General features: G+C 69.9%; 14 protein-coding genes and 2 pseudogenes. 1 reads left to right on the forward strand and 15 read right to left on the reverse strand.

The annotated features are described in order from the left end of the window. Positions 1 to 140: 140 nt before the first annotated feature. From ABTZ94_RS17635 to ABTZ94_RS17690, 12 genes are all read right to left on the reverse strand, one after another. Positions 141 to 1,508: a hypothetical protein gene (locus ABTZ94_RS17635; RefSeq protein WP_351201965.1), complete on the reverse strand. Its 1,368-nt coding sequence runs from the start codon at positions 1,506 to 1,508 to the stop codon at positions 141 to 143. A 243-nt stretch (positions 1,509 to 1,751) separates the two neighbouring features. After that, positions 1,752 to 3,359 carry a citramalate synthase gene (cimA, locus tag ABTZ94_RS17640; RefSeq protein ID WP_351201966.1) on the reverse strand — a complete coding sequence of 536 codons (1,608 nt, stop codon included), beginning with the start codon at positions 3,357 to 3,359 and terminating at the stop codon, positions 1,752 to 1,754. Positions 3,360 to 3,636: 277 nt separating this feature from the next. Next, positions 3,637 to 4,971, reverse strand: a complete 1,335-nt coding sequence (locus ABTZ94_RS17645) for an MFS transporter (RefSeq protein ID WP_351201967.1) — start codon at positions 4,969 to 4,971, stop codon at positions 3,637 to 3,639. Between the two features lie 96 nt (positions 4,972 to 5,067). Continuing rightward, complete coding sequence (locus tag ABTZ94_RS17650) at positions 5,068 to 5,676, reverse strand: TetR/AcrR family transcriptional regulator (protein WP_351201968.1); 609 nt, start codon at positions 5,674 to 5,676, stop codon at positions 5,068 to 5,070. Positions 5,677 to 5,679: 3 nt separating this feature from the next. Further along, complete coding sequence (locus ABTZ94_RS17655) at positions 5,680 to 6,693, reverse strand: agmatine deiminase family protein (RefSeq protein WP_351201969.1); 1,014 nt, start codon at positions 6,691 to 6,693, stop codon at positions 5,680 to 5,682. 20 nt (positions 6,694 to 6,713) lie between these two features. Continuing rightward, on the reverse strand, positions 6,714 to 8,402 hold the full coding sequence (locus ABTZ94_RS17660) for an urease subunit alpha (RefSeq protein ID WP_351201970.1): 1,689 nt from the start codon (positions 8,400 to 8,402) through the stop codon (positions 6,714 to 6,716). After that, positions 8,399 to 9,079: an urease subunit gamma gene (gene ureA / locus ABTZ94_RS17665; RefSeq protein WP_351201971.1), complete on the reverse strand. Its 681-nt coding sequence runs from the start codon at positions 9,077 to 9,079 to the stop codon at positions 8,399 to 8,401. Before ureA ends, ABTZ94_RS17660 begins: the two co-directional genes overlap by 4 nt. Before the next feature lie 268 nt (positions 9,080 to 9,347). Further along, the gene (locus tag ABTZ94_RS17670; RefSeq protein ID WP_351201972.1) at positions 9,348 to 11,618 is read right to left on the reverse strand and encodes a permease-like cell division protein FtsX; all 2,271 of its coding nucleotides are present in this window, start codon (positions 11,616 to 11,618) and stop codon (positions 9,348 to 9,350) included. Next, positions 11,615 to 12,310, reverse strand: a complete 696-nt coding sequence (locus tag ABTZ94_RS17675) for an ABC transporter ATP-binding protein (protein WP_351201973.1) — start codon at positions 12,308 to 12,310, stop codon at positions 11,615 to 11,617. The genes ABTZ94_RS17670 and ABTZ94_RS17675 overlap by 4 nt, the downstream gene beginning before the upstream one ends. 52 nt (positions 12,311 to 12,362) lie before the next feature. Next, positions 12,363 to 12,812, reverse strand: a complete 450-nt coding sequence (locus ABTZ94_RS17680; protein WP_351201974.1) for a hypothetical protein — start codon at positions 12,810 to 12,812, stop codon at positions 12,363 to 12,365. 309 nt (positions 12,813 to 13,121) lie between these two features. Continuing rightward, positions 13,122 to 14,210 carry a branched-chain amino acid aminotransferase gene (locus tag ABTZ94_RS17685; protein WP_351201975.1) on the reverse strand — a complete coding sequence of 363 codons (1,089 nt, stop codon included), beginning with the start codon at positions 14,208 to 14,210 and terminating at the stop codon, positions 13,122 to 13,124. A 239-nt stretch (positions 14,211 to 14,449) separates the two neighbouring features. Next, positions 14,450 to 15,526, reverse strand: a complete 1,077-nt coding sequence (locus tag ABTZ94_RS17690; RefSeq protein ID WP_351201976.1) for a 3-isopropylmalate dehydrogenase — start codon at positions 15,524 to 15,526, stop codon at positions 14,450 to 14,452. Positions 15,527 to 15,722: 196 nt separating this feature from the next. On the opposite strand from ABTZ94_RS17690, the pseudogene ABTZ94_RS17695 reads away from it, so the two are divergent. After that, a pseudogene (locus ABTZ94_RS17695) lies at positions 15,723 to 16,046 on the forward strand (phosphoesterase); the annotation flags it as partial. 64 nt (positions 16,047 to 16,110) lie between these two features. Here ABTZ94_RS17695 and ABTZ94_RS17700 read toward each other — a convergent pair. The 3 genes and pseudogenes from ABTZ94_RS17700 to ABTZ94_RS17705 form a co-directional block, all read right to left on the reverse strand. Then, the gene (locus ABTZ94_RS17700) at positions 16,111 to 16,239 is read right to left on the reverse strand and encodes a hypothetical protein (protein WP_351201977.1); all 129 of its coding nucleotides are present in this window, start codon (positions 16,237 to 16,239) and stop codon (positions 16,111 to 16,113) included. Positions 16,240 to 16,422: 183 nt separating this feature from the next. After that, positions 16,423 to 16,760: pseudogene (locus ABTZ94_RS37890) on the reverse strand (type 2 periplasmic-binding domain-containing protein); the annotation flags it as partial. Positions 16,761 to 16,764: 4 nt separating this feature from the next. After that, on the reverse strand, positions 16,765 to 17,301 hold the full coding sequence (locus tag ABTZ94_RS17705) for a GNAT family N-acetyltransferase (RefSeq protein ID WP_351201978.1): 537 nt from the start codon (positions 17,299 to 17,301) through the stop codon (positions 16,765 to 16,767). Positions 17,302 to 17,449 lie beyond the last annotated feature (148 nt).

Below are 17,449 nucleotides of genomic sequence, written 5' to 3' on the forward strand. Positions count from 1 at the left end.
GGCTTGGCCCGAGCGCCCCCCATCGGGCCGATGTGGTCGCCGGGCGGAGCGTCGCAGCCTCGCCCGAAATCGACCGATACCAGACATAGTTTCAGGTCTAGCATGAATCGCACCTGTCCGAGAGATCGCCGGTCACCGGCTCAGAAGCCACCGCCGTCGAAGCCGCCGCCGCCCCCGACGTCGCCGCCGAACCCTCCGCCGTCGAAGCCCGACGAGTCGAAGTCGGAGCCGGAGAAGTCCCCGCCGCTCCAGTCACCGCCGGAGCCGAAGTCGCCGCCGCCGTACTCCTGCGCATATGCCGGGCTCGACAGCATCGAGCCGAGGATCGTGCCGGCCAGCAGGCCGGGAAGCAGACCGCCGCCGAAGTAGCCGCCCGCCCAGGGGCCGTACGCCGGGCCCGCCTCCCAGTACGGGCGGCGCCGGCCGTCGCCCACGTCGACCGTGCGGCTCAGCGGCTCCTCGCCCTCGCGCAGCCGGATCTCGTCCGCCGCGCAGACCGGGACCTCGCGGGCCGCGCCGCCGGAGGGGGACCACCGGAGATCGGCGACCGAGGGGCCGTGACGCGGGTCGAAGAAGCACGGCGGGCGGCGCAAGGGCGGTTCACCGCCCGCGCGGCGGGCCTCCAGGACGGCCAGGGAGAAGCGGCCGTCCTCCAGGGCCTGGGTGACCCCGCGCACGTCGGACGGGTGCTGGGCCCTGGACATGCGGTATTTCGCGCTCTCGTAGGAATCGAGTGCCCGCTCGTAGTCCGCGCGCATGTTGTCGTCCGCGCCCGGCTCGGCGGGATGGAAGTCGAGCCGGTCCAGGGTTTCGCCGTACGCGGTGATGTCCTCGTCCACGACGAGGCGGAGCTTGTCGAGCGCGGCCCGTTCCTCGGCCTCCTTGCGCCTCCGGTTGCGCCGGAAGATCGTGTAGGCCGTGCCGGCGCCCAGCACCAGGATCGCGCCGAACGTGATCAGTCCGACGACGGACGACGATCCGCCGGTCGCAAAGGACCCGCCCCAGGAGGCGGGGGCGCCGCCCCGGGCCTGCTCGACCGCCCGGTCGACGAAGGCGTTCAGCTGGGTCGCGGCGTCGGTGTCCGTGCCGGGTGTCTTCACGGCGGCGGTGAGGTTGTGGACCGCCCGGGTGGACATCACCTGCGGGTCGGCGCCCGCCTTGAACCCGTTGCCGAGACGCACCGCGTAGACGCCGGTGATGCCGGTGTCGGTAGGCAGGGTGGTCAACAGGGTCTGCTCGGGGAACGCCGAGGTGCGCGGCAGCACCGCCACGAACACCGGCTTGTCAGCGTCCTTGATCTTCTTCGTCAGAACGGCCGCCTGCCCCGGCGAGAGCTGGTCGGCGGCTGCCGGGTCGACGTACACAGGGCCCTTTCGCAGCGCCTGCGCGACATCATTGATGGTGGATGCGCCAACCGCTGCGGGTACGGCGGGTGCCATGGCGAGCACAGCCGCCGAGAGAATCAGCAGCAGGCCGGCCAACAAGGTCGGGAACAGCCTGTTCCGCATATATCGAAGCTAACCCAGGCGGGCGGCTTCCGCTGGGCGGCTTCCGCGCCACCACCCACCTGGGCGGGCTCCCGCTTCCACGGGACTACGGGACTGCCTGCTACGGGACTGCGCGGCCCGGTACGGCGCCGGCCCGCGACGAGACCGCGTCCTGGCCCGAGCCCGCCGGACGGGCTTGACAAGCCCGTCCGGCGATTGAAGACAAGTCACGCAAGCCCGCCCGGCGGTTGACGACACGTCGCGCTACTCCGCCGGCTCGATCCCGGCCCGCAGCAACCCGTACGTGTAAGCGTCCTCCAGCGCCTGCCAGGACGCCGCGATGACGTTCTCCGCGACGCCGACCGTCGCCCAGTCGCCGCTGCCGTCGCCCGTGGTGATGAGGACTCGGGTGGTGGACTCGGTGCCGGTGCGGCCTTCGAGGATGCGGACCTTGTAGTCGACCAGTTCCAGCTTGGCGAGCTGCGGGTAGATCCGCTCCAGCGCGACGCGCAGCGCACGGTCGAGTGCGTTGACCGGGCCGTTGCCCTCGGCGGTGGCGACGATGCGCTCGCCCTTGGCCCAGAGCTTCACGGTCGCCTCGTTGGCGTGCGTGCCGTCGGGGCGGTCCTCGACGATGGCGCGCCAGGACTCGGTGCGGAAGTAGCGGCGTACCCGGCCCTCGGCCTCGGCGCGCAGCAGCAGTTCGAAGGAGGCGTCGGCGGCCTCGTACGTGTAGCCCTTGAGCTCGCGCTCCTTGACGCGCTCGACGACCCGGCCGACGAGTTCGCGGTCGCCGCCGAGGTCGATGCCGAGCTCCTTGCCCTTGAGCTCGATGGAGGCGCGGCCCGCCATGTCGGAGACGAGCATCCGCATGGTGTTGCCGACCAGCGCGGGGTCGATGTGCTGGTACAGGTCGGGGTCGACCTTGATCGCAGAGGCGTGCAGTCCGGCCTTGTGGGCGAAGGCGGAAACACCCACATAGGGCTGGTGGGTGGAGGGCGTCAGGTTGACGACCTCGGCGATCGCGTGCGAAACGCGGGTCATGTCGGCGAGCGCGCCCTCGGGGAGGACGGTCTTGTCGTACTTGAGTTCCAAGGCTGCGACGACGGGGAAGAGGTTGGCGTTGCCGACCCGCTCGCCATAGCCGTTGGCGGTGCACTGGACGTGGGTGGCGCCCGCGTCGACGGCGGCGAGGGTGTTCGCGACGGCGCAGCCGGTGTCGTCCTGGGCGTGGATGCCGAGCCGGGCGCCGGTGTCGGCGAGAACGGTGGAGACGACGGCGTGGACCTGGGCCGGGAGCATCCCGCCGTTGGTGTCGCAGAGGATGACGACATCGGCGCCGGCCTCGGAGGCGGCGCGGACGACGGCCTTGGCGTAATCGGGGTTGGCGCGGTAGCCGTCGAAGAAGTGCTCGCAGTCCACGAAGACCCGGCGGCCCTGCTCACGGAGGAAGGAGACCGTGTCGCGGACCATCTCGAGGTTCTCTTCGAGGGTGGTGCGCAGGGCGAGTTCCACATGGCGGTCGTGGGACTTGGCGACCAGCGTGATCACCGGGGCGCCGGACTCCAGCAGCGCCTTGACCTGGGGGTCCTCGGCGGCCTTGCCACCTGCCCTGCGGGTCGCGCCGAAGGCGACCAGCTCGGCGTTCTTGAACTCGATCTCCTGCTGGGCGCGGGCGAAGAACTCGGTGTCGCGGGGGTTGGCGCCGGGCCAGCCGCCCTCGATGAAGCCCACGCCGAAGTCGTCCAGGTGCCGGGCAATGGTCAGCTTGTCCGCGACCGTCAGGTTGATGCCTTCACGCTGTGCGCCGTCGCGCAGTGTGGTGTCGAAGACATGGAAGCTGTCGTCGGTGGGCTTGGCCTTGGTGGTCATGCTGGTCTGACTCCTGTCGGATGAGTGGATCCGGATGATTAGGCTCCACTTGCCCCCATCATCCCGCGCGCCTCACCCCGGCCGAGGTGCGGGCCGGAAAACGAAAAAACCCCTCGCGGGTGCGAGAGGTCTGCGCGCGGGTCTGGGGCACGGTGGCCGTGCCGCACATGGTGGTACGGGACGGTCACTGCGGACCGGCGCGCCTGTTGCCAATAATCATGACGAACGAGGGCACGGAGGCAGTCTTGCACAGGGCGCCTCCGTGCCGTGGCCCGTCTCAGGATGCGGGCGTGACGCTCGTCGCTCCGGACGACTCCGTCTGCCCGGCCTTCCGGTCGGCCGCACCGACCCTGCCCAGGTCGATGTCCCGCGTCTCGCGCATGGTCAGGTAGACGACCAGGGAGACTGCGGCGCAGCCCGCCACGTACCAGTAGAAGCCGGACTCGACGCCCGCCTTCTTGAACCAGAGCGCCACGTATTCCGCGGTGCCGCCGAAGAGCGCGTTGGCGATGGCGTACGGGAGTGCGACGCCCAGGGCGCGGATGCCGGTCGGGAAGAGCTCGGCCTTCACACAGGCGTTGATCGACGTGTACCCGGTGACGACGACCAGGGCGAGGAGCGCCAGGCCGAACGCGGGCCAGAAGGTGCCCGCGTGCTTGAGCATCGTCATGATCGGCACGGTCAGGAAGGTGGAGCCGAGGGCGAAGGTGATCAGCAGCGGGCGGCGGCCGATCCGGTCGGAGAGGAGTCCGGCCAGCGGCTGGATGCACATGAAGACGAACAGGGCGCAGAAGCTGACGAGCGAGGCGGTGGACTTCTCCATGCCGGCGCTCTTGGAGAGGAACTTGGTGAGATAGGTCGTGTACGTGTAGTACGCGACGGTCCCGCCCATGGTCAGCGCCATCACCAGGAACGCCTCGCGCTTGTGCCGCCACAGCGCCTTCAGCGTGCCGCGGTCCTCCTGCTCGGCGGCGCCGGACTCCGCGTACACCTCGGTCTCCAGCATCGACCGGCGCAGATAGAAGACGATCGCGGCACCGAGCGCACCGACGATGAACGGGATGCGCCAGCCCCAGCTGTGCAGGGCCGCATCGGACATGTTGCGCTGCAGGACGATCTGGAGGCCGAGGCCGATGAGCTGTCCCGCGGTCATGGACACGTACTGGAAGCTGGAGGCGAAGCCGCGCCGGTGGGGCGCGGACGCCTCGGTCAGATAGGTGGCGCTGGCGGCGTACTCGCCCCCGACGCTGAGGCCCTGGAGCAGCCGGGCCACCAGCAGGACGGCGACACCGCCGTATCCCGCGACGTCGTACGTCGGCGCGATGGCGATGAGGACCGCGGAGGCCGACATGAGGGTGACGGTGAGGGTGAGCGCGGCCTTGCGTCCTTTGCGGTCACCGATCCGGCCGAGCATCCAGCCACCGACCGGTCTCATGAAGAAGCCGACGGCGAAGATGCCCATGGTGTTCATGAGGTTGGCGGTCTCATTGCCTTCGGGGAAGAACGAATCCGCGAAGTAGACCGCGAAGGTCGCGTACACGAACCAGTCGAACCACTCGACCATGTTGCCGGCGGAGCCGACCCAGATTTTCTTCCACTGCTCTCGTCCCATGGTCCGTCACCGTGCCCGAACAGCCGGGAACGCAACAAGGCCGCAACGGGCAACGATCACGCGTACTTACGTGCGTTTGGTTCACGGCAGCCCGGGTTACTCCGGGGCGGTGAGCGAATCGTCGATGAACTCCCGGACCTGGGTGATGACTTGGGAGCGGCTGGTGCCGGGGATACCAACGGCGACATGGACGCTGAATCCGTCGAGCAGTGCGCGCAGCCGGGTCGCGAACCGTTCGGCGTCGACGGTACGGAACTCCCCGCGCGAGGCGCCCTCCGCCAGCAGCGCCACCAGGTCGCGGTGCCAGGCGCCCTCGATCGCGGCCTGCCGGGCGCGTGCGTCGTCGTCGGCGTTCTGTGAACGGTTCCAGACCTCCAGCCAGAGCGTCCAGTGCGGATCGCGGTGGCCGTCGGGGAGGTACAGATCGATGTACGCGTCGAGCCGTTCACGGACCGTCGCCCGCCCGGACAGCAGGGTGCGCCGCTGTGCGCCGAGCCGGCCCTCGCTCCACTCCAGGGTCTGGAGCAGCAGCTCGTCCTTGGTGCGGAAGTAGTAGAGGAGGTGTCCGCTGCTCATGCCGACCTCACGGCCGAGCCCGGCCATGGTGAGGCCGTCGAGACCCCGTTCGGCGATGGTGGCCATGGCGGCGGCCAGCAGTTCCTCGCGGGGCGGGGCGGTGTTGCGACGGCGTGGAGCGGGGGGCACGGTTCAGACCTTCGGCTGCTGCTGCGTGATGCAGTGGATGCCTCCACCGCCTGCAAAGATCGTACGGGCGTCGACGAGGGTCACCGTACGGTCGGGGAACAGCTCACCGAAGATCGCCGCCGCTTCCTTGTCGCGCGGGTCGTCGAAGGCGCAGAGGACCACGCCGTCGTTGCAGAGGTAATGGTTGATGTAGGAGTAGTCGACCCACTCCCCGTCGGCCTTCAGCACGGTGGGCGCGGGGACCTCCACGACGTTCAGGGAGCGGCCCCTGGCGTCGGTGGCGGCACGCAGGATGCGGACGGTCTCACGGGTGATCTCGTGATCGGGGTGGGCCGGGTCCGGCTGGACATGGGCGACGACGGTGCCGGGGCGGGCGAAGGCGGCGACGATGTCGACATGACCGAGGGTGCCGTACGTGCCGTAGTCACCTGCCAGTCCGCGAGGCAGCCAGATCGCCTTCTCGGTGCCGAGCCTGGCGTGGATCTCGGCCTCGACCTGCTCGCGGGTCCGGCCGGGGTTGCGTTCCTTGCCGAGCTGGACGGTCTCGGTGAGCAGGACGGTGCCCTCGCCGTCGACGTGGATGGCGCCGCCCTCGTTGACGAGCGTGGAGCTGTGGACGGGGACGGCCGCGAGTTCGGCGACGAAGCGGGCGATGTGCTGGTCGTGCTCCCAACGGGCCCAGTCCTGGGCACCCCAGCCGTTGAACGTCCAGTCCACGGCGGCCAGTTGCTGCCCGTCGGTGACGAAGGTGGGCCCGATGTCGCGCATCCAGGCGTCGTCGAGCGGGCGGACGGCCAGCTCGATGTCCGGGCCCAGAAGTGCGCGGGCGCTGTCCTCCTGACCGGGGCCGACGACCATCGTGACGGGTTCGAAGCGGCGGACGGCGCGGGCGACGGTGGCCCAGGCGCTGCGGGCCTCGTCCAGTTCGGCGTCGGTGTCGAATGTGGGGTTGGGGCCCGGCCAGGCCATCCAGGTGCGTTCGTGCAAGGCCCACTCGGGCGGCATGCGGAAGGTCATGAGCTGTCCTAAAAGAAGTGTCAGAGGAAGTAGAGGCGGTTGAGGGAGACGGAGTCGGCGGGCTCGGAGCGCAGCGGATCGCCGTCCAGGGTGACCAGACCGCTGCGGGCGTCCACCGCGACTTCTCCGGTACGGGAGTTGTGAACGAGGTCGCCGGGGCCGATGCCGCGGGTGCCGCGCACTCCGACACGGCGCCGGCGCGTGGGCATCAGGTCCGCGCCGAGCTGGGTCGCGGCCTGCGAGACGAAGGCCACGGAGAGGTCGGCCGCGGTGGCTCCGTACGCTCCGAACTGCGGTCCGAGGACCAGGGGTTCGCAGGTGTCGGTGGCGGCGTTCGGGTCGCCCGTGACCCCGTACGCCGGGAAGCCGGACTTCAGCACGAGCTGCGGCTTCGCACCGAAGAACTCGGGCCGCCACAACACGATGTCGGCGAGTTTCCCGGTCTCGATGGAGCCGATCTCGTGCGCGAGACCATGGGCGATGGCGGGGTTGATGGTGAGCTTGGCGATGTAGCGCAGCACCCGGGCGTTGTCGTCCGCCGGGCCGTCGCCGTCCATCGGGCCGAGCTCGGCCTTCATCTTCCCGGCCATCGCGAAGGTGCGGCGTACCGTCTCACCGGCGCGTCCCATGCCCTGTGCGTCGGAGGACGTGATGCCGATGGCGCCCAGGTCGTGCAGGACGTCCTCGGCGCCCATCGTTTTGGCGCGGATGCGGTCGCGGGCCATGGCCGCGTCGCCCGGCAGGTCCGTCTTGAGGTCGTGTACGGAGACGATCATCCCGTAGTGCTCGGCGACGGCGTCCCGGCCGAAGGGCAGCGTCGGGTTGGTGGACGAGCCAATGACGTTCTCGACGCCCGCCATCTTGAGAACGTTGGGGACGTGTCCGCCGCCGCAGCCCTCGATGTGGAAGGCGTGGATCGTGCGGCCTTCGAGGACGCGCAGGGTGTCCTCGACGGACAGGCACTCGTTCAGCCCGTCGCTGTGCAGGGCGACCTGGACGTCGTACTCCTCGGCGACCCGCAGTGCGGTGTCCAGGGCGCGGGTGTGGGCGCCCATGTCCTCGTGGACCTTGAAGCCGCAGGCCCCGCCCTCGGCAAGGGCCTCGACCAGCGGCGCCTGGTGGGAGGACGAACCGCGGCCCAGGAAGCCGATGTTGACCGGCCAGGCGTCGAACGCGTTGAAGGCGTGGCGCAGGGCCCAGGGCGAGTTGACGCCGACGCCCCAGACCGGGCCGAACTCCTGGCCGATGATCGTGGTGACGCCGGAGGCGAGCGATGCCTCCATGATCCGCGGCGAGAGCAGATGGACGTGGGTGTCCACAGCGCCCGCCGTCGCGATCATTCCCTCGCCGGAGACGATGGTGGTCCCGGTGCCGACGACGACGTCGACGCCGTCGAGCGTGTCCGGGTTTCCGGCCCGCCCGATCGCCGCGATCCGGCCCTCGCGGATACCGATCGACACCTTGCGGATGCCCTGCACGGCATCGATGACCAGCACGTTGCTGATGACGACATCGCAGGTGTCCCGGACGGCGGCGGCCTTGAGGTGCAGCCCGTCGCGGGCGGTCTTGCCGAATCCGGCGAGGAACTCCTCGCCGTACCGCTGTGCGTCGGACTCGACGCGGACGGTCAGCCCGGAGTCACCGAGCCTGACCCGGTCGCCGGCGCGTGGACCGTGCACGGAGGCGTACTCGTGACGATCGATGCTCATCGTTCGGCTCCCAGATATCCGCAGGCCACCGCTCGCCGCAGGGCCTCTTCGCGTGCGCCGGGGGCGTCGAGCGGTCCGTCGACCAGTCCGGCGAAACCGATGGCGATCCGGTCTCCGCCGATGGGTACCAGCCCCACCTCGACCGACTCCCCGGGCCCGAAGCGGACGGAGGACCCGGCGGGGACGCAGAGCCGCATCCCGTACGCCGCCGCCCGGTCGAAGTCGAGCCGCGGGTTGGCCTCGAAGAAGTGGAAGTGCGACGTCACGGAGACCGGCACGGTCGCGGTGTTATGAACCGTCAGCCGCGCCGCCGGTTCCGGCTCGGGTGTGGCGGGACCGGGGACGACGGCCCCGGGCGCGTCGTCGCCGAGCCCGTCGCCCAGCGGCCGGGAGACCACGGCGAGCCGCGAGCCGTCGTCGAAGACGGCCTCCACATGGACCTCGGTGACGACGTCGGCGACCCCCGGCAGGACATCGCCGGGCCCGAGCACGGACCGCCCCGCCTCGATGGCCTCCGCGAGCCTGCGCCCGTCGCGGGCCGCCTCGCAGACCGTGTCCGCGATCAGAGCGGTCGCTTCGGGAACATTCAGCTTCAGCCCTCGGGCGCGGCGGGCCCGGGCCAGCTCGGCGGCGCCGAACAGCAGCAGCCGGTCACGCTCCGTCGGGGTCAGTCGCACGTCTCCACACCTCCCAGTTAGAGCGTCACTCTAACCGGAGGGAAGCGGGAAACGGAAAGGGCTGCTTCGTTTGTTTGAGTGGCACTCCACATCGTGTCGCCGCTCAGTGCGGTGGCCGGAGAGGTTTACCCGGCAGCTCGCGGCGTCCGGTGCGGTGCACCGCACGGCGGAGATTCGCCCTCGTACCGGACGCACTCGGGTGATGCGGCAACGCAGCGAGCTGCCGTGCCGGACGCCCCGAGCCGCTGAACCGTTCCGGCCGCAGCGTTCAGTCGCGGCGAATCAGCTCCGGATCGATGCGGCGCCCGATCAGCGGCAGGGTGCCCACCGCCGCCAGTACGAGAACGCCGACCGTGGCGGCAACCAGCAGGGGGACCCCCTCGCCGTCCCAGAAGACCTGGCCGCCGCCGGTGATCAGGTATGCGGACTCGGCGGCCTTCCCGGCCGCCAGCGCGAGGACGAGGCCGATGGCGAGCGGCAGGACGACTTGCGTGCACTGGACGAGCCGCAGGGTGCGCCGACGGGTACCGAGGAGGGAGAGAGCGGTGACCTGGGGGCGACGTTCCACGGCCCGGTCGGTGACGGACACGAGGAAGGCCGCGACACCGATGACCAGCCCCATCACCATGCCCAGCGCGAGCAACGTCTCGATGACGGTGATCTGCTGGAGGCCGTCGATGTTGATCCCGGCCGGGTCGACGTCGGCCGTCGGCACGATGGCACCGATGCGATCGAGGACAGCGCGAACGCTTGCCGGATCGGAGGCGCCGGCGAGGACGAGTCGTGCGGAGTCGGGAGTGGCGTGCGCCGGGAGTGCGGAGGGAGGCACCAGGAGCCCGGGGCTCGGCACATCGGTGACGTCGTAGCCGTCGAACACCACGGTGGTACGCGGCACTTCGACCTTGTACGAGGTGCGGCGCCCGCTCGTCCTCATACCATAGACCGATGTGGCGAGCGGCTGATCCGACACATCCGGGTCGCTCAGCCGGAGCACCTTGCCGTCCACGCAGCCCTCGGCGTGCCGCACCAGCTTCGCGAACTGCGCGCAGGTTGCGACCAAGGCCGTGGCCTGCGCGCCGGAGCCGGAATCGGAACCGGGGTCTGTCAGCGGCTCCATGACGACGGCGTGCGTGCGCACCCCAGGGACCTCACGCAGCCGCCGCTGCTGGTCCGCGGTGAGCTGTGACAGCGCCAGGCTGTACTCCTGCGAGGGCGAGTCGTTGTGGGTGATCTGGCGTTCCTCGACCAGGACGCCCTGCGCGAGCGAGGCGGAGAAGACCAGCAGCACAAGGCCGGTGACCACACGCATGGCGCTGCCGGGCTCGATCTCGTTGCGCCGCATGGCCAGGTTGAGGGTGAGGTTGCCCGAGCGGGCGAGCCGTCTGGCCAGGGCGTACGAGAGCAGCGGCATCGCCGTCACGAGCCCGAGCCCGGTGAGCAGCACGCCCGCGGGAACCAGGAGCGAGTTCATGCCCGTGCTCTGCGCCGGATGGTCGGTGAAACCGGTCGCGCAGTAGCCGGCGACGATGCCGAGCCCGGTGACGAGCAGGAGCACGCCCCAGTAGCGGGGCGCGCGCGGCGCCGCGGTGCGCCGGGCGCCGAGCGGGTTGGCGGCCGCCGCGCGGGCACTGGCACGGCCGACGAACCAGGCGAGGGCGGGGCAGCCGAGCAGGCAGACGGCGAGGGTGGCAGCGGACAGTGCCCCGTCGTCCGGATACCACTTCAGGCCGGGCAGTCCGGTCCTGGCCATGATCTGGTTGAGCACCCAGAACTCGGCGAGCCCGAGCACCGCGCCGAGCAGCGCCGCGACAACCGTCTCGGCTGCGTTGACTCGCTGGGTGCCCTTGGCGCTGAGGCCCAGCAGCCGCAGGGCCGCGAGACGCCGGTTGCGGCTGGCGGCCGAGAGCTTGGCGCAGACGGAGAGGAAGACGGCGAGAGGCAACAGGACGAGCGCGGCGAGCGTGAACCGCAGGATGTCGAGGGTCGACGACTCCACGGCCGTAGTGGGCGGATGCTCGGATCCGAAGCTCTTCAACGCCCGTGCGTCATCGCCGAGTTGATTTCTGCTCATGCCGATGTAGGCGTACAGCTCGTTGGGGTCGGTGAGGCCGGTGGGTTCGATCAGCCCCTTCTCCCGGCCGGGCAGCAGCCCCTTCAGGGCGGGCTCGCGGCGCAACTGGTCGCGGAGCGCGGGAGAGACGTACACCTCGCCGGGGCCGGGGAGTTCACTCAGCCCCGGGGGCGGCTGGGGGGTGGCGTCGGTGCCGCGTGCGAGGAACACCCGGTTGAACGGCTTGGAGCCGAACGGGTCGGAGCGCTGCAGTACAAGGGTGGGCTCCCCCGCCATCTTCCCGACGAAGACCTGGGGCTCCCGGTCCGCGGATCTGCCGTCATGGGCGTCGAGGATCGCCGGGATCGTGAGGACGAGGGCGAGGCAGCACACCCCGAGCGAGCCGCCCAGGGTCATCAGTACAAAGCGTGCGCGGCTGCCCCGCCCGGAGCCGAACAGCAGACGCAGGCCGAGCAGGAACTCCCTCATGACGCCCGGCCCTTCGGGTCGAGCACACCGTCGGCCATCGTGTAGTGCCGGTCGGCCCGGTCGGCGACCTTCGGGTCATGGGTGACCATGAGCACCGCTGTGCCCTGCGAGCGGGCCAGATCCAGGAACTCCTGAAGGACGGTGGTGGCGTTGGCGCTGTCCAGCGAGCCGGTCGGTTCGTCGGCGAAGACCACAGCGGGGCGGTGCACGAGCGCCCGCGCGACGGCCACGCGCTGACTCTGACCGCCGGACACCTGCGAGGGACGACGCTCGCGCAGATCGGCCACACCGAGACGGTCGAGCACCTCGGCGGCCGCTTCGAGCGCGGGGCGCTTGCGCTGCCCCGCGAGGCGCAACGGCAGGGCGGTGTTCTCCTCGATGGTCAGCTCAGGGATCAGTTCGCCGTACTGGAACACGAAACCGAAGCGCTCACGGCGCAGCGCGCTGATCTCCTCGTCGTCGAGTTCACCGTACGCGCGCCCCTCGAACCGCACCTGCCCGCGCACGGCCGGCAGCACTCCGGCGAGGCAGTACAGCAGTGACGACTTGCCGGATCCGCTGGCGCCCGTGACAGCCACGATCTCGCCGCGGGACAGGGTCAGATGGGCATCGCGGACGGCGGGCGTAGAACCGTAGGAGAGGTCGACTCCCGTGGCACTGAGGACTTCTGACGTACTGATCGCTTCCCCCAAGAGGCGAAAGGCCCGGGCGGAGACCCGGGCCGATGGTGTGCGCAGTGGTTGGCTAGCGCTTGTAGTGCTTGGTCTCCGAGCAGTTGTCGGGGCGGAACGAGCCTCGGTCACGGCAGGCACGTATCCAGGCGTCTTTGGTGTACCGCGCAGCACCGTCCCACGTGAGGTAGTCCTTGTGGACGGTCTTCTTCTGCTTGCCGTTGTAGCGGTTCCAGCTGTAGCCCTCGACCTTGACCTGGACGTAGACGTTGTGGCCGTCACCCGCAGAGTCGTCCTGGAGGTCCCCCTTCCAGTGGAAGGCGCCATGCTTGGGGCCCGGGGCTTCGAACACGTAGGAGCCGTTCTTGAACTTGACGCCGGAGCTCTTCAGGGTCGGGATCTTGCGCCAGGAGGCTGCCGCCCCCACATCCCCGTTCGTCGCGTTCGCTTGAGCAAGCGCAACCCCCGCGCCGGTCAGGAAAAGTCCGGCAGTGAGCACGCCGACAGCCAGGTTTCGATTCACCGTTTTCTCCCCGTTCACTGATGGATCAGTCCGTGTTGATCACGGATTCGGACCCTAACATGGCTACGTAGCCTGCTGGTTGGATTTTCCGCACACCTGACCGAGAAGATCTCGGCGCGGCGCACCCCCTACATACCGGGTCAGGGTCGGCTCGGACATGACACTCCTTGGTTACGTGGCCTTCGCAAAGACACAAAGGCTTGAGACGTACAGAGCGACATGCATCGCGCACCTCGTCGCCGCCGCAGCACGACGAAGGCCACGCCTGGCAGGAACCGGGCGCGGCCTTCGTCGTGTGCGGTCGCAGTGCTAGCCGAGCGGGTGCATCCAGCCGTGGGTGTCCTCGGCGACGCCGCGCTGGATGTCCAGCAGGCGCTCGCGCAGCTTCATCGTGACCTCGCCGGGCGCGCCCTCGCCCTGGGTCCACTCGCCGCCCGCGGACTTGACGGTGCCGACGGGGGTGATGACGGCGGCGGTGCCGCAGGCGAAGACCTCGGTGAGGGTGCCGTTCGCGGTGTCGGCGCGCCACTGGTCGATGGAGACGCGGCCCTCCTCGGACTCGTAGCCGAGGTCGCGGGCGACCTTGAGCAGCGAGTCACGGGTGACACCGGCGAGCAGGGAGCCGGTCAGGGCCGGGGTGATGATCTTGTTCCCGTACACGAAGTACAGGTTCATGCCGCCGAGTTCCTCGACCCACTTGTGCTCCACGGCGTCGAGGTAGGCGACCTGGTCGCAGCCCTTCGCCGCGGCCTCCGCCTGGGCGAGGAGGGACGCGGCGTAGTTGCCGCCGGTCTTGGCGTCGCCCATGCCGCCGGGGACGGCGCGGACGTGGTCCTCGGAGAGCCAGATGGAGACCGGCTTGACGCCACCGGGGAAGTAGGCGCCGGCGGGCGAGGCGATGACGACGAAGAGGTACTCGTTGGCGGGCTTCACGCCGAGGCCGACCTCGGTCGCGATCATGAAGGGGCGCAGATAGAGCGACTCCTCGCCGCCGTGCGCCGGAACCCATGCCTTGTCCTGCTGGACCAGCACGTCGCACGCCTCGATGAACGTCTCGACGGGCAGTTCCGGCATGGCGAGCCGGTGCGCCGAGGCCTGAAAACGCTTGGCGTTCGCCTCGGGGCGGAACGTGGCGACGCTGCCGTCGGGCCGGCGGTAGGCCTTGAGGCCCTCGAAGATCTCCTGCGCGTAGTGCAGGACCGTGGTCGCGGGGTCGAGGGAGAGCGGGCCGTAGGGGACGAGCTGGCCGTCGTGCCAGCCGCGGCCCTCGGTCCACCGGATCGTCACCATGTGATCGGTGAAGTAGCGGCCGAATCCGGGCTTGACCAGGATCGCCTCGCGCTCCGCGTCGGACAGCGGGTTCGAGGAGGGCTTGAGCTCGATCGTGGGCGTCGTCATGTGTGCGTGTCCTTCACCGGTTGTGTGTGTTGGACCGCGCTCACGCCGCTCCTGTCAGACAGGCGCTAGGACGTCCGAGCTTCACCGCGAGCCACGGCCCCGTTCGATTATCGCTCCCGGGCGGCCGTGCACGAAATGACGCGAATGCGGTCCAGTGGTCGATGGTGGCACCCTGGACCGCATAGGAGAAGCCGCCGGGTGCGGTTGCGACCCGGCGGCTTCGAAATGGAGTCGTCGGGTCAGCTCGCTACGCGTACCGCGAGCGCGTCGCCGATCTGGTCGGTCGTACGAGTCGTCGCACCTCCCCCAGAGCCTGAAGGGCCTGGGAGGTGCCCCCCTCGCTCCGCGAGGTCGGCGGAGACGGCGTCCTCGATGCGCGCGGCCTCGGCCTCGTAGCCGAGGTGACGCAGCAGAAGGGCGACGGAGAGAACCGTGGCGGTCGGGTCGGCCTTGCCCTGGCCCGCGATGTCGGGGGCGGAGCCGTGGACCGGCTCGAACATCGAGGGGAACTCGCCGCTCGGGTTGATGTTGCCCGAGGCCGCGACGCCGATGCCGCCGGAGACGGCCGCGGCGAGGTCGGTGATGATGTCGCCGAAGAGGTTGTCGGTGACGATCACGTCGAAGCGCTCGGGCTGTGTGACGAGGAAGATCGTCGCCGCGTCCACGTGCAGATAGTCGGTGGTGACGTCCGGGAACTCGGCCGCGACCTTGTTGAAGATGCTGGTCCACAAGTGCCCGGCGTGGACCAGCACGTTGTTCTTGTGAACCAGCGTCAGCTTCTTGCGCGGGCGCGCCTGGGCGCGGGCGAAGGCGTCACGGACCACGCGCTCGACGCCGAAGGCGGTGTTGACCGAGACCTCGGTGGCGACCTCGTGCGGGGTGCCGGTGCGGATCGAGCCGCCATTGCCGGTGTACGGGCCCTCGGTGCCCTCGCGGACCACGACGAAGTCGATCTCCGGCTGGCCCTTGAGCGGGGTCGCGACACCCGGGAGGAGCTTCGACGGCCGCAGGTTCACGTGGTGGTCGAAGAGGAAGCGGAGCTTCAGCAGGAAGCCGCGCTCCAGGACGCCGGACGGAACCGAGGGGTCACCGATCGCGCCGAGCAGGATCGCGTCGTGCTGCTTGAGCGCCTGGACATCCGCGTCGGTGAGGGTCTCACCGGTCGCGTGGTAGCGCTTGGCGCCGAAGTCGAATTCCTTGGTCTCCAGCTTCACATCCTGCGGGAGAACAGCATTGAGGACCTTGAGGCCCTGAGCCACGACCTCCTGGCCGATACCGTCACCAGGGATCACTGCGAGATTGATGCTGCGAGACATGCCCGCACCTTACTCCCCGTCCCACCCCGTGACACGTCACGTCCATCATACGGACACATGCCGCGCCGACTGTCCCGACCTCGCGCCACACCTCCACCCAGGTGGACGGTTCGCCGGTGGCGCCGTTCGGCCGGCACCTGGCATACGGAGCCGAACCGACGACGCAGATGGCGGTCTCCTGGCAGGTCCCGTTCACAAGGTGCCGATCGGCGAGCGCACCGACCCGACGCGGGACGGCATCGTGTACGTCACAGCGGGCGGTGCCGGCAAGGCGCTGTACGACTTCCCGGCACCGGACAGCTATGAGGGACACGTCAAGGACCAGGACAGCGTGGACACGTACCACGTGGTCAAGGGCGGCGGAAAGGCGACCGGGACCGTGGAGTGGTCGCGGGTGCGCTACACCGGCTTCTCGTTCCTGGCGGTGGAGGTGCAGCCCGGGCGGCACGCCCGGATGAAGGTCACCGCACTCGCCGAGTCGGGCGAGCGCATCGACCATTTCGAGATCAGCCGCGGCTGAACGCGAAAGCCTGCTGGGTGACACTCCCCGGGCCGGTCGCGATGACTGGCCCCGGGGGTCGCTCTCAGTGGCCCGTGGAGCCGCCGTTGTCCCTGCGGTCGAGGGCCCGCTGCAGGGCGGCGGCGGCATTCTGGCGCTCCGACGCGGTCGGGCGGTGGGTGTGACGGACTCGGCGGACAGTCGTCTCGGCCATGGTGGATCGACTCCTTGAGATCGCGAGGATTTCGAGATCGAAAAATCGTGAACGTGATTTCGAGATCAGGATTTCGAGGCGCCGGAAGGGGCGGGGAGCGGGTGCCGCAGGGGTTGCCTGCACAGGGCGCGCGCTCACGACCGCCAGTCGCTGGATCTAGCGAGACGCTCGGCTTCTACAAAGCTAGGACAGCTTGGCCGCTCTGTCTCCACAATTACTCGGACTTCCTACTATCTGAGACGGGGGTTTACGGCCGCCCGCGCCCAGTTCCCGGGTCGGGGCCCGGACAGCACGCGATTGTCCCTGCTCAGGGGTGGTGACGTAGCCGACCGAACGCGTCAGCTGCTCCGGCCCGAGAGCAGTGACCTGAACCGTGTCAGGTGCTCCTTCGAGTGACAGCCCGGGCCTGATCACCATGCCGAGACCACGGGACACCATCGAGAGCACCGCTCCGTCGTCCTCGGCCTCGGCCGTCGGCCGCTCGGATCCACTCCTGTGCGGGCCCACCAGTCGCGGATGTACCGCTCAGAGCACGTCCCCGTCCCGCCAGTCGAAGATCAGGGTCCCGGACACCCGGGGCAGCGCGCGGCCGGCCCCACCGCGGACATAGGTGCTGCCCTCCTCGTCCGGCAGCATCTCCACCCCGTGCCTTCCCTGCACGGCGATCCGTCCCGGCCACACCTTCCAGCCACGCCCCACGTACAGCGCCGCCCCGGCAGCCGACGCGGACAGGGCCCCGAAGACGTACGCCCCGTCGACGACCTGTTCCAGCGCGGCCATCACCCGCCCGCCGAGCCCCTCCCTGCGCCGGTCGGCGCGGACGGCCACGGCCTCCACGTAGCCGACCCGGTACGAGCGGTCCTCGTGGATCACCCGGCGCTGGACGACGCTGCCGTGCGCGAGGAGCCCGCTGTCGTCCCGTGCGAGGGCGTGGTCCCAGTCCTCGGCACTGAACTCCCCCTCGAAGGCGGTGTCCAGGAGGACGCGGATCTCGTCGAGGGCGGCGGGGGTCAGCCGGTGGGTGTGAGTGGTGCGCAGGATCGGGGCGATCGGCTCGGTCATGCGCTCCATCCTCCCGGACACCACGGCCGCCGGGGCCGGCCCCGCACCCCACACCCCCCCCCACCCCCGCGCCCCCCCGCCGTCGGCCCCCCCAACCCCCCCCCCGCAGCCGCCCTTGCGAACAACACACCTCAGAAAAACCATCACC

The organism is Streptomyces sp. NPDC002785, assembly GCF_040295565.1.
Taxonomy (GTDB): Bacteria; Actinomycetota; Actinomycetes; order Streptomycetales; family Streptomycetaceae; genus Streptomyces.

Excerpts from the sequence above, each read along its gene's own strand:
- cimA (WP_351201966.1), bottom strand. The coding sequence starts at position 3,359 with ATGACCACCAAGGCCAAGCCCACCGACGACAGCTTCCATGTCTTCGAC.
- ABTZ94_RS17670 (WP_351201972.1), bottom strand. The coding sequence starts at position 11,618 with ATGAGGGAGTTCCTGCTCGGCCTGCGTCTGCTGTTCGGCTCCGGGCGG.
- ABTZ94_RS17660 (WP_351201970.1), bottom strand. The coding sequence starts at position 8,402 with ATGAGCATCGATCGTCACGAGTACGCCTCCGTGCACGGTCCACGCGCC.
- ABTZ94_RS17655 (WP_351201969.1), bottom strand. The coding sequence starts at position 6,693 with ATGACCTTCCGCATGCCGCCCGAGTGGGCCTTGCACGAACGCACCTGG.
- ABTZ94_RS17635 (WP_351201965.1), bottom strand. The coding sequence starts at position 1,508 with ATGCGGAACAGGCTGTTCCCGACCTTGTTGGCCGGCCTGCTGCTGATT.
- ABTZ94_RS17685 (WP_351201975.1), bottom strand. The coding sequence starts at position 14,210 with ATGACGACGCCCACGATCGAGCTCAAGCCCTCCTCGAACCCGCTGTCC.
- ABTZ94_RS17705 (WP_351201978.1), bottom strand. The coding sequence starts at position 17,301 with ATGACCGAGCCGATCGCCCCGATCCTGCGCACCACTCACACCCACCGG.
- ABTZ94_RS17645 (WP_351201967.1), bottom strand. The coding sequence starts at position 4,971 with ATGGGACGAGAGCAGTGGAAGAAAATCTGGGTCGGCTCCGCCGGCAAC.
- ABTZ94_RS17700 (WP_351201977.1), bottom strand. The coding sequence starts at position 16,239 with ATGGCCGAGACGACTGTCCGCCGAGTCCGTCACACCCACCGCCCGACC.
- ABTZ94_RS17690 (WP_351201976.1), bottom strand. The coding sequence starts at position 15,526 with ATGTCTCGCAGCATCAATCTCGCAGTGATCCCTGGTGACGGTATCGGC.